Origin of the sequence: Lachnoanaerobaculum sanguinis (genome assembly GCF_033242365.1) — a bacterium.
Lineage (GTDB): Bacteria > Bacillota > Clostridia > Lachnospirales > Lachnospiraceae > Lachnoanaerobaculum > Lachnoanaerobaculum sanguinis.
Window position 1 is genome coordinate 107915 of sequence record NZ_BTHK01000006.1, and the last position, 11821, is coordinate 119735.

10 protein-coding genes are annotated in these 11821 nt (G+C 38.7%); 1 reads left to right on the forward strand and 9 read right to left on the reverse strand.

Annotated elements, in window-relative coordinates; translation table 11 throughout:
• Positions 1 to 163: 163 nt before the first annotated feature.
• The 9 genes from SBH76_RS05580 to SBH76_RS05620 all read right to left on the reverse strand — a co-directional run bounded on the left by SBH76_RS05580 (position 164) and on the right by SBH76_RS05620 (position 11072).
• The gene (locus SBH76_RS05580) at positions 164 to 1003 is read right to left on the reverse strand and encodes a nucleotidyl transferase AbiEii/AbiGii toxin family protein (RefSeq protein ID WP_317977095.1); all 840 of its coding nucleotides are present in this window, start codon (positions 1001 to 1003) and stop codon (positions 164 to 166) included.
• Complete coding sequence (locus SBH76_RS05585; RefSeq protein ID WP_317977096.1) at positions 1000 to 1593, reverse strand: type IV toxin-antitoxin system AbiEi family antitoxin domain-containing protein; 594 nt, start codon at positions 1591 to 1593, stop codon at positions 1000 to 1002. Before SBH76_RS05585 ends, SBH76_RS05580 begins: the two co-directional genes overlap by 4 nt.
• Before the next feature lie 120 nt (positions 1594 to 1713).
• The gene (locus tag SBH76_RS05590; protein WP_317977097.1) at positions 1714 to 3402 is read right to left on the reverse strand and encodes a peptide ABC transporter substrate-binding protein; all 1689 of its coding nucleotides are present in this window, start codon (positions 3400 to 3402) and stop codon (positions 1714 to 1716) included.
• 199 nt (positions 3403 to 3601) lie between these two features.
• Positions 3602 to 5254: a peptide ABC transporter substrate-binding protein gene (locus SBH76_RS05595; protein ID WP_317977098.1), complete on the reverse strand. Its 1653-nt coding sequence runs from the start codon at positions 5252 to 5254 to the stop codon at positions 3602 to 3604.
• A gap of 26 nt (positions 5255 to 5280) precedes the next feature.
• The gene (locus SBH76_RS05600) at positions 5281 to 6942 is read right to left on the reverse strand and encodes a peptide ABC transporter substrate-binding protein (protein ID WP_317977099.1); all 1662 of its coding nucleotides are present in this window, start codon (positions 6940 to 6942) and stop codon (positions 5281 to 5283) included.
• Between the two features lie 44 nt (positions 6943 to 6986).
• Positions 6987 to 8039, reverse strand: a complete 1053-nt coding sequence (locus SBH76_RS05605; protein WP_009663194.1) for an ABC transporter ATP-binding protein — start codon at positions 8037 to 8039, stop codon at positions 6987 to 6989.
• Entirely contained in the window at positions 8024 to 9040 is a 1017-nt protein-coding gene (locus SBH76_RS05610; RefSeq protein WP_290647922.1) for an ABC transporter ATP-binding protein, read from the reverse strand. The genes SBH76_RS05605 and SBH76_RS05610 overlap by 16 nt, the downstream gene beginning before the upstream one ends.
• Before the next feature lie 12 nt (positions 9041 to 9052).
• Positions 9053 to 10099, reverse strand: coding sequence for an ABC transporter permease (locus SBH76_RS05615; protein WP_009663228.1), 1047 nt, complete (start codon positions 10097 to 10099; stop codon positions 9053 to 9055).
• A gap of 55 nt (positions 10100 to 10154) precedes the next feature.
• Positions 10155 to 11072, reverse strand: a complete 918-nt coding sequence (locus SBH76_RS05620) for an ABC transporter permease (protein WP_007595201.1) — start codon at positions 11070 to 11072, stop codon at positions 10155 to 10157.
• 437 nt (positions 11073 to 11509) lie between these two features.
• On the opposite strand from SBH76_RS05620, the gene SBH76_RS05625 reads away from it, so the two are divergent.
• Positions 11510 to 11821 (forward strand): hypothetical protein, encoded by a 312-nt coding sequence (locus SBH76_RS05625; RefSeq protein WP_009663197.1) that lies wholly within the window; start codon positions 11510 to 11512, stop codon positions 11819 to 11821.

The window sequence follows — 11821 nt, forward strand, 5'->3', positions numbered from 1 at the left end:
TTAATAAAAAATACTATTTTTTAGTTTCAAAACGAAATGCAAATACCCTCCAAAGCCGCTAAAACACAGGGTTTGAAGGGTATTTTATATTTCAAAACTGTCAAAGACAGGACCATATAAAAAATATCTCATTTTCAGGAACAATCTACAATATCGTTATTTTTTACTCAACCATTGTTCTTAATGTTCTCGTGCTTTCTATTACATCATACCATTCTAATGCACCTACGTAATAGTTGGTTTTTCGATAGTTCTTCCATTGCTGCTTCATCACTTCATCATCAGCAATCTTATTGATAACATCATCTATCGTCACAATCCGCTCAGTAGACTTTCGTCTCTTACATGTAGCATAAAATGCAGATTTCATTGTATCTCTGTCAATAGTCACTACATCTTGCTCAAGTAAAACATGTATATCATAGAAATCTCTCATCCTTGTATTAGCTTCAGCTCTTACCATGATGGTTTCAAGTTTTTCTGCAAGAAGTGTCTCCAAATTATACGCCCAAAGATTAATTGATCTGTCCTCAATAATAAGCGGTAACTTATATGCTACCGCCCTCGGCGTAATCTCATCACCTGTTGAGATATCGACCTTAATGGTCTGTTTTAACTTATCCATCGTACATTCTATCATAAAACGAATACCCTCATACTCGTGGCCTTCCATAATATCCTGTACCTTGGTTATATGAAAAATAACTCCGTCATCTACTTCAATTGCTATTATTTCTTCCAAAATCTTCTGTGCTGACCTCTTATTTAAAGGAAGTGATTTTACTGTAGTATCTACATCCATAGTTGAACGCATATCCACACCTACCAGAGAAGATACTAAAAGACCACCTTTCAACACAAAATTGTCTCTGTATTGTGACAAAGAAACTCTTTCCAGAAATCGCTCCATCAAATATATTCTTAGCATTATCTGCGATTTGTCACTATCACCACCTGTTTTATTTTTTATCTTTGCCTTTACAGCTGTAGCATTTTTAATCATAACAATACCTCTGTATATTGTCTCACCTTATCTAAGACCCCCATAATACCTGCATATTCCATGAGATTATGAATATTTTTTTCACTATCTGAAAAATATGATGTCAAAGCCTTTTGAAATACTTGAATATCCATTCTTTTTTTATTTTTGATAATATCACATATACAACGCTCTTTGTCGTAGATTCTCACAGTATTACCGGTAAAAGTCTGCGCCTTTGTCAATCCCAGCTCTAACCATTCCTGTCTTACCGTATGTACTACAACACCGATATCTTTTAGATGTTTCGCATTATAACCTCGTCCAACAGTAATTACAGGTGAAAAAGGCTCTCTGTCGGAAAGATTATGAATATACAGGGCCGTTTCATGGGAAAAAACAACTTTTCTATTCCTTAGCTGAATCGAATACAGTCTGTCTTCCCATGCATCTGGTGAAATGTATATACCGGGTGCAATCTTTTCCATTTCATTCTTACGGACATAATCCAAAACAGAATACTTTGACAATCCTTCATTTTGAGCTTCAACCAGTCTGATATAACCGTTCTGTTCTTCAAGTAACCTATCAATAATATTTCTTTCATCCATATTCTCAAACCCTTTCGCTACAATTTTAATTTTTTGTAGCGAAAAAGTCAATATAAATATAAAAAAGCAGAAACCCCAATCTATGAAGTTTCTGCCCAAATTTAATATTATACTGTTATCTTACTCAGCTATATCCGCATATTCAAAGTGCCAGAAGCCGTCAGGTGAATGCCAGCTGCCTGTTATCTTATCGCTCTGAAGATAGAAATCATTGTAATAAAGAAGCGGAACCATAGCTGTATCCTTCATTATAAAGTCTTCAGCCTGATGTAAGTATCCGAATCTTGTCTGTGGATCTTTCTCTGTAGCCGCCTTGCTCATAAGAGCATCAAACTCCGGATTGCTGTACTTGGCATTGTTGTTTCCGTTTCCGGTTAATGCAAGCTCCAAGATATTTGAAGGGTCATTATAATCCATTACCCAACCGTCTCTTGCTATCTGATAGTTACCCGATCTTCTCTGTGGTGTAAATGACTTCCACTCAACGATATTTACCTGTACCTTAAGACCAAGCTCACCCCATGCCTGCTGTAAATACTCGGCAATCTTCTTGTGATAACTTGCATCATTGGTTGAGTAAACCATCTCAGGTAAACCGACACCGTTCTCATATCCTGCTTCTTTTAAAAGCTCTTTAGCCTTTGCAAGATTACCTGCATGATCATCAATATTTATATAAGCTGATTTATCTGTTATATTATCCTGCCATGCTGTGCCGTTCCAGTCTGTTACACCTTCACTTACAAAGCCGCTTGCAGGAGTATATGTACCTGCTGTAATTGTCTCTGAAATATATTTTCTGTCTAAAGCAAGTGAAAGCGCCTCTCTTACTTTAGGATCCTTGAACTCATCTAAGGTAGTATTTAAATCAAGATAGTATGTTCCAAGTATAGGATCTATATGGAAATCCGATCTATCCTTTAATGTTGTAATCTCCTGTGTAGGAACATCCTTAATCATTAAAGCATCACCTGATTCATATGCACTGAATGTCGCATTCTGATCCTGCATAAGAAGACATTTGATACCGTCAAGCTTTATGGAATCCGCATCCCAATAGTTCTCGTTTTTCTCAAACATAAGGTAACTTCCGGGTTCCCATCCTGTAAGCTTGAAAGGACCTGTTGAGATATATGTCTTAGGATCGATACTCCAACCGTCAGGATTTGCCTCTACTACATCCTTCTTTACAGGTGAAAGAGAAACAAATGCGGCAAGCTTATCAAAGTATGGTGTAGGCTTTGCCATATGTACAATCAAAGTCTTATCATCCGGTGCCTCTACTTTTAACTTTGTAGGATCCGGATCTACTGTGGTATTGCCGTCACCGTCAGGTCTTCCGATAGCATCGTCATAGCCTTCTACCATTCCGAGTACGGTCTGTGCATAAGGTGCGGCAACACTCGGATCAACCAATCTCTGCCAACTGTATACAAAATCATCAGCTGTAAGAGCTGAACCGTCAGACCACTTTAAGCCGTCTCTTAAGTGGAATGTCCATGTAAGCTGATCATCACTTACTTCATACTTCTCGGCAAGTCCCGGTACAACTTTTCCGTCTTTGTCCATCTTTAAAAGATTGTCAAAAGCAAACAATATATAGTTTGCTCCGTCTACGGCAGAGTTGAGCGCAGGGTCAATTGACTCTACATCAGGTCCGAGCTGAATTGTAAGTATCTTCTTACCTGCAGCTGTTTGTGTAGTATCACCACTTTTTGTACCTTCACCGCCTGATTTTGAACCGCCACAACCTGACAGGGCCATTGCACCGGCTATTGCCAATGCGGCAACAATAAATCTTTTTTTCATTAATTCCTCCTTCATTTTTAACTTTATTCAATTATGTGAATAAATATACCATAATTGAATATCTTTGTCTACCCTTTAAATTAAATAAATAATATCTTGACAAGTTAAAACATTAGAAACTCAAATTTATGCATCAAAGATTATCAATATTTATACAAAAAGAGTCGGAAAGCAAGTTCCGACTCTAAAATATAATATATTATTCTGCTATATCGGCATACTCAAAGTGCCAAATACCGTCTGATGTATAGAAACTGTCTGTTATCTTATCGCTCTGAAGATATGTCTCATTTTGATAAAGTATCGGAATAACTCCGGCATCCTTTAAGAGAAGTTCCTCAGCCTGATGGAAATATCCGAATCTTGTCTTTGCATCAGACTCTTGTGCTGCCTTATCAAGGAGAGCATCAAACTCCGGACTTTTGTATCTTGAGCTGTTGTTTCCGTTTGAACTGTATGCACACTCAAGAAGATTTGAAGGATCGTTGTAATCCATTACCCATCCGTCTCTTGCTATCTGATAGTTTCCGGATCTTCTCTGTGGTATAAATGACTTCCACTCAACGATATTTACTTCAACATTTATTCCAAGCTCTTTCCAAGCCTGCTGTAAGTACTCTGCAACCTTCTTGTTAAGGCCTGCATCATTTGTTGTATATGACATAGTAGGAAGACCTGCTCCGTTCTCATGTCCGGCTTCCTTCAAAAGTTCCTTAGCCTTTGCAAGGTTTGCATCAAAATTGTCATTATCAAAGTATACAGACTTATCTGTGATATTATCAGCCCATGCGCTTCCGTCCCAATCCACTACACCGTCAGGTATAAAACCTGTTGCAGGTGCAAGTATACCTGCTGAAATAGTTTCCGCCATATACTTTCTGTCAAGTGCAAGTGAAAGTGCCTCTCTCACCTTAGGATCCTTAAACTCATCCAAATCATTGTTGATATCGATATATGATATTCCAAGCTTAGGACTGGACTTATAATCCGGTCTCTTCTGTATTGTTGTTATCTCCTGTACAGGATAATCCTTAATCATTAATGCATCTCCCGACTCATATGCGCTGAAAGCCGCATTCTGATCCTGCATAAGAAGACATTTAATACCGTCAAGCTTTATGGCATCCTTGTTCCAGTAATTTTCATTCTTTGTAACCAACAAATAACTTCCCTGCTTCCACTCTGTAAGCTTGAAAGGACCTGTAGAGATATATGTCTTAGGATCAAGACTCCATCCGTCAGGATTTGCCTCTACTACATCTTTCTTTACAGGTGAAAGTGCTGCAAATGCCGCAAGTCTGTCAAAGTATGGTGCAGGATGTGACATATGAACAACCAAAGTCTTGTCATCCGGTGCCTCTACCTTAAGCTTTGTGACATCAGGATCTATTGTAGGATTACCGTCGGCATCAGGCTTACCGATAGCCTCATCATATCCTTCTACCATTCCAAGTACAGTCTCTGCATATGGTGCGGCAACCTCAGGGTCAACCATTCTCTGCCAGCTGTATACAAAGTCGTTAGCGCTAAACGCTGAACCGTCAGACCACTTAAGTCCGTCTCTCAGATGGAAAGTCCATGTAAGTCCGTCATCACTTACTTCATATTTCTCAGCCAAACTTGGCGCTATCTTGCCGTCCTTATCAAGTCTAAGCAAGTTGTCTGATATCATTGTTAAATAGTTTGCACCGTCAGCTGACTGATTGAGTGCAGGGTCAATTGTTTCAACATCAGGTCCTTCCTCAATAGTAAGGATCTTTCCGCTCTTACTTGTGGATTTTGAACCTCCACATGCTGAAAGTGCTACTGCTGCAGCAATTGTCAGTGTAGCCAAAAACAATCTTTTTCTCATAAATTCTCCTAAAATTCTAATATTTTTTATTCTGCAATATCGGCATACTCAAAGTGATAGATACCGTCAGCTGTATGATAGCTGTCTTTTACCTTATCGCTCTGAAGATACATCTCATTGTAGTAAAGAAGCGGTGTTACACCCATATCTCTCATAAGCATCTCCTCAGCCTGATGGAAATATCCGAATCTTGTCTGCGGATCCACCTCTTTAGCGGCTTTCTCTAAAAGTGCATCATACTCAGGATTTGAATACTTTGAGCTGTTGTTTCCGTTTCCTGTCTGTGTAAGCTGAAGTATATTTGAAGGATCGTTGTAATCCATTACCCAACCGTCTCTTGCAATCTGATAGTTTCCGGATCTTCTCTGCGGTGTAAATGACTTCCACTCAACTATATTAACTTCCACATTAACTCCAAGCTCTTTCCATGCCTGCTGTAAATACTCGGCAATCTTCTTATGATAAGCTGAATCATTTGTTGAGTATGTAAGTGTAGGAAGTCCTTCACCGTTCGGATGTCCCGCCTCGGCCAAAAGCTCTTTAGCCTTTGCAAGGTTACCTGCGAAATCGTCAACATTTATATATACTGAAGGATCTGTAATCTTATCTGCCCAAAGTGATCCGTCCCAGTCTGATGTACCGGCACTTACAAATCCGCTTGCAGGAGTATATGTACCTGCTGTAATAGTCTCTGAGATATACTTTCTGTCAAGTGCAAGTGAAAGCGCCTGACGAACTCTTGCATCCTTGAACTCATCCAATGTGTTGTTCAAGTCGATGAAATATGTTCCAAGCTGTGGATCAAGGTGATAGTCAGATCTCTTTTGCAATGTTGTAATTTCCTGTGTAGGAATATCCTTAATCATTAAAGCATCTCCCGACTCATATGCACTGAATGCGGCATTTTGATCCTGCATAAGAAGACATTTGATACCGTCAAGCTTTACGGCATCCTTGTTCCAGTAATTCTCATTTTTCTCAAGCATTAAATAGCTTCCCGATTTCCACTCTGTAAGCTTGAACGGGCCTGAAGATATATATGTCTTAGGGTCAAGTGTCCATCCGTCAGGATTTGCATCTACTACATCCTTCTTTACAGGTGAAAGTGCGGCAAATGTTGCAAGCTTGTCAAAATAAGGTGTAGGTGATGACATATGAACAACCAAAGTCTTGTCATCGGTTGCCTCAACACCGAGTTTTGTAACATCAGGATCTATCGTAGGATTACCGTCCGCATCAGGTTTACCTATAGCCTCCTCATAACCTTCCAACATTCCGAGAGTTATCTCCGCATATGGTGCGGCAACCTCAGGGTCGATCATTCTCTGCCAGCTGTATACGAAGTCATTTGCTGTAAGATCCGAACCGTCCGACCACTTTAAGCCGTCTCTTAAATGGAATGTCCATGTAAGTCCGTCATCACTTACTTCATATTTTTCAGCCAAACTTGGAGCTACCTTACCTTCCTTGTCAATTCTTAACAAGTTGTCAAAAAGATATGTGAGATAGTTTGCTCCGTCATTTGTTGTATTGAGTGCAGGGTCAATTGATTCCACTTCCGGTCCCAATTCGATAGTAAGAATCTTGCCTCCCGCCTTTGTAGCCGACTTTGATCCGCCACCGCCGCAACCTGCAAGTACAAGTGCACCGGTAAGAATCAATGTAGCTAAAACCAATTGTTTCTTCATAAATCCTCCTAAATATTTTTATCAAAACCAACAGGTTCTAATTTCTAGTTTATCCTCTCAATATTGTGGCAGGCTACAAAATGTCCTTTTTCCACTTCTCTCCACTTCGGAACTTCCATTGCACACTGCTCTGTAGCATATTTACATCTGGTTCTGAAATGGCATCCGCTTGGCGGATTAAGAGGTGAAGGCACTTCACCTTCAAGCACAATTCTCGATCTTTCTCTTGATACCTTAGGATCTGCTACAGGTATTGCGGAGATAAGACTCTTTGTATATGGATGAAGCGGTCTGAATATAATCTCTCCTGAATCTGCAAGCTCGACCATTCTTCCAAGATACATAACACCGATTCTGTTACTTATATGATTTACAATAGAAAGGTCATGAGCGATGAACAGATAGGTAAGCCCTCTTTCCTTTTGTAAATCCTCAAACATATTTACAACCTGAGCCTGAATGGAAACGTCAAGTGCTGATACAGGCTCATCTGCAACGATAAAGTCCGGATCTACTACAAGCGCTCTTGCAATACCTACTCTTTGTCTTTGTCCTCCTGAGAACTCGTGAGGATATCTGTTGGCATGCTCGGAGTTAAGACCTACAGTCTTTAAAACTTCAATAATTTTGTCCTGTCTGTCTTTTTTTGAAGCCGCAATCTTATTGATATCGATAGCTTCACCGATAATATCTCCGACTGTCATTCTCGGATCAAGTGATGCATAAGGATCCTGGAAAACTATCTGAAGTTTTTTTCTGTAAGGATACATATTTACCGCAGTCTTTTTTCCAAGCTTAGGTACACCGTTTTCGATAATATCATTACCGTTCTCATCTACAAGAGGTACCTTTCCGCTGTCAAAAAGCACTTGGTCTTTGTACATTATTCTTCCGTCTGTAGGCTCATAAAGTCTAAGTAAAGATCTACCTGTTGTGGTTTTACCGCAACCCGACTCTCCTACAAGTCCCAGAGTTTCTCCCTTTTCAATATAGAAAGAAACGTCATCCACAGCTCTTACATATTTTTTATTTTTACCAAAACCTCCAACAGGGAAGAATTGTTGTAAATGTTCAACTCTAATTATTTTTTCAGACATACTGATTCTCCCTCTGTATTATTATCTTCTTCCAACTCATTTAACCAACACTGTGAATAATGAGTTTCACTGAAATTCTTAACAGGCGGCATTTCTCTTAAGCATATCTTCATACAAGAATCACACCTGGAAGCAAAAGGACAACCCTTCGGCGGATTAAGCATATCCACCGGTGTACCTTCGATAGGTACAAGTCTTTCATAATCAGCCTCATACATCTTAGGAATACTCTTTAAAAGTCCCTTTGTATATTCATGCTTAGGATTGTAAAAAATATCGTCTGTAAGACCGCTCTCTATAATTTTTCCCGCATACATAACCGCTATTCTGTCACAGATATTTGCAACTACACCAAGGTCATGTGTAATCATAATAATCGCCATGCCAAGCTTATTCTTAAGCTCAATCATAAGCTCTATAATCTGTGCCTGAATAGTAACGTCAAGCGCTGTTGTAGGCTCATCCGCTATAAGAAGTTTAGGCTCGCAGGCAAGCGCCATCGCAATCATAACTCTCTGTCTCATACCTCCGGAGAGCTCATGAGGATATTGCTTAAGTCTCTTATCAGGCTCGTTTATTCCTACCAAAGTAAGAAGCTCTTTTGCTCTTTCCTTAGCCTCTTTTTTATTCTTATTTGTATGCAGAAGTATAACTTCCATTATCTGGTTTCCGATAGTATATACCGGATTCAAGCTGGTCATAGGATCCTGGAAAATTATTGAAACTTCATTTCCACGGATTTTTCTCATTTCTTTTTCACTCATTTCATTGATATGATATCCGTTGAAGTATAAATCTCCACCTATGATCTTTCCCGGATTTGCTATAAGCCCCATAAGCGAATAGCTTGTAACACTCTTTCCGGAGCCTGACTCTCCTACTACTCCCAGCACTTCTCCTTCGTTTACATAGAAGGAAACATCATCTAAGGCTTTCACCTCTCCTGCCGGAGTAAAGAAGGAAAGTCTCTCATGTTCTATATCTACAAGATGTTTACTCATAATTACCTTCCTTTAATTCTTTAGCTTAGGGTCAAATGCATCACGGAGTCCGTCTCCCAAAAGGTTAAGACTAAGTATTATCAAACTGATAAGTATTGCCGGTGCGAACAAAAGATGTGGATATGACTGTAATCCTGTTATTGCATCGGAAGCAAGTGAACCGAGAGACGGCATAGGAACAGCCACACCAAGTCCCAAAAATGACAAATAGCTTTCTGTAAATATGGCAGAAGGTATTTGCAATGTAGTTGTAACAATCAATGTACCGATAGTATTTGTAAGCAAGTGCTTTCTGATAATCTGGCCGCTCTTTGCACCAAGTGCTCTTGCAGCTGTTACATACTCCTGCTCCTTTAATACAAGTATCTGTCCACGGACAATTCTTGCCATACCTACCCAGTAAAGAAGGGCAAAAACTATAAATATACTTATAAGGTTTATACCGAGAACATTGATCCAACCAAATCCAGGTGCAGACGCCAAAAGCTTCATAGGCTTCTTAAGCGCAAATGTAAGAAGTATTATAAGTAATATATCAGGAACTGTATATATTATATCTACAATTCTCATCATTATAAGGTCAACCCATCCGCCGGTAAATGCCGCAACGGAACCGTAAATTGAACCGATTATAAGCACGATAAATGATGCCAAAAGTCCTACTATAAGTGAAATTCTGGCTCCCATCATTACTCTTATGGCATAGTCTCTTCCAAGACTGTCAGTTCCGAGTATATGCGGAAATACCTTCTCTCCTGCAGCGATTCTTGCAAGTTCTCCTGCAGAATACTGCATAGGCATAAGTCTCTCACTACCCTTTAACTGTATTGCATAGTTATATGGGTAAAATATCGGCACTATAAATGCAAGTATCAATATAACAAAAAATACTGCCAAAGATGCAAGTGCCACTTTATTCTTTAAAAGTCTTCGAAATCCGTCCTGCCAGAAGCTGACACTTTGACGCATCACTACCAGACTTTCTTTTTCTTCTTTGCTGGCAGGCAAAAAATCTTCAGGCGATAAATTTAAATGCCCTGAAATAATATGTTTGCTCATTATATATAGGGATGCCACAAAGTACTTGTGACAACCTTCTCCTTTCTTATAGGCTTTACTTAAGTTTTATTCTAGGATCTACGATCGTATATGCAATATCTACCACTACGTTCATAAAAATAATAAGAGTTGCCAGGAATATGGTGGTTCCCATGATAACTGTATAGTCCTGATTTATAACAGAACTTACAAATTCACCCCCAAGTCCCGGAATGGTAAATATCTTCTCTACAACAAAGCTTCCTACAAGTGTATACGCTACAAGCGGACCCATATATGTAATGATCGGCAAAATAGCATTTCTGAGTGCATGCTTAAACAGTATAACATTCTCTGAGAGACCCTTTGCTCTTGCTGTTCTCATATAGTCCTGTCCAAGTACGTCAAGCATTGAAGATCTCATCTGTCTTGCAATATAAGCTGTAGGATAAAATGAAAGCGCAAGTACCGGCATAATGTAGTTTAACGGTGATGTAAGTCCATATGTAGGCAAAAGTTCAAGCTTTACGCCTAAGAAGTACATTAGAATAGTACAAACAACGAAACTCGGTACCGCTATTCCCAAAGTTGCAAACATTATAATAAGTCTGTCAAGTACCTTTCCTCTGTTAAGTGCGGCAATGGAACCCAAAGGCACTCCGAATATTAATGCAAGGACTATAGATATTCCACCCACTCTGGCAGAAACAGGAAATTTTGTGGATATTATCTGAGCTACGTCTCTTCCTCTTTGCTTTATACTTATTCCAAAATCACCTTTCAATGCATTCTTAAAATAATTTATATACTGCACTGTGATAGGCTTATCAAGGCCATATTTTACCTCCAATGCTTTTTGAGCCGCTTTTGAAATTGACTTATCCGCAGCGAAAGGTCCACCCGGAACTTGTTGCATCAGGAAAAAAGTCAAGGTTGATACGATGAATATTGTTGCTATTCCGAATATCAACCTTTTGATAATATACTTTAACACGATTTCCTCTCCTTTACTTTTTATTTTTCTATAAGTTATTAAAGTATTTTGCCAATATTTTATGCTTTTAGATATTTTCACATAGAAATAAAAGCTTGTACAAAAAATAGTAGGCAAGCACCGTTGCTGAATATTGCCTACTTCCTACACAATTATACACTATTCTATTATCTTTTTCAAGACTCTGTTCGTATAGCGTGCACTTATGTTTGTCGATAAAATACATGTTTTTTTTTGCAATTTCAGTTTTATATTTCTTTATATTTTCTTTATCTTCTTTATGCAATATATCCCTTTACTTTTTTTAAAAAAGGTATATGATATTTTTGACAAATGTGTTTCTTCCTATTAAATGTACCACATAAGTAGCCTGAAATATATTTGAGTGGTTTGCCTTACATGGTATATCACATAATACTATTTACTAAGGAGGTTTTATGGATGATATAATAAGCAGGCTTTCTGAAATAGAAGACTCATCTCAAAGTTACGTTGATGATGCCGTTCAAAAGAAAAAGGAAATCGCTGCTGAGATTAACGCCAGGAAAGAGCTTTGGAAGCAAGATCTTGATGCTAAGACAAAGGCAAGAATTGCCGAGTTGCAGGAATCTATGAATTTGTCTAAAGAAAAAAAGATTTCCGAACTCAAGCAACAGTCTGAGAAGGCCTTTATGAATCTGCAAGACATGTATGACACTCACCATGATAAATATGTGGATATGCTATTCTCAAATATGATTAAGGAGTAG

Excerpts from the sequence above, each read along its gene's own strand:
- SBH76_RS05615 (WP_009663228.1), bottom strand. The coding sequence starts at position 10,099 with ATGAGCAAACATATTATTTCAGGGCATTTAAATTTATCGCCTGAAGAT.
- SBH76_RS05610 (WP_290647922.1), bottom strand. The coding sequence starts at position 9,040 with ATGAGTAAACATCTTGTAGATATAGAACATGAGAGACTTTCCTTCTTT.
- SBH76_RS05625 (WP_009663197.1), top strand. The coding sequence starts at position 11,510 with ATGGATGATATAATAAGCAGGCTTTCTGAAATAGAAGACTCATCTCAA.
- SBH76_RS05590 (WP_317977097.1), bottom strand. The coding sequence starts at position 3,402 with ATGAAAAAAAGATTTATTGTTGCCGCATTGGCAATAGCCGGTGCAATG.
- SBH76_RS05595 (WP_317977098.1), bottom strand. The coding sequence starts at position 5,254 with ATGAGAAAAAGATTGTTTTTGGCTACACTGACAATTGCTGCAGCAGTA.
- SBH76_RS05605 (WP_009663194.1), bottom strand. The coding sequence starts at position 8,039 with ATGTCTGAAAAAATAATTAGAGTTGAACATTTACAACAATTCTTCCCT.
- SBH76_RS05600 (WP_317977099.1), bottom strand. The coding sequence starts at position 6,942 with ATGAAGAAACAATTGGTTTTAGCTACATTGATTCTTACCGGTGCACTT.
- SBH76_RS05585 (WP_317977096.1), bottom strand. The coding sequence starts at position 1,593 with ATGGATGAAAGAAATATTATTGATAGGTTACTTGAAGAACAGAACGGT.
- SBH76_RS05580 (WP_317977095.1), bottom strand. The coding sequence starts at position 1,003 with ATGATTAAAAATGCTACAGCTGTAAAGGCAAAGATAAAAAATAAAACA.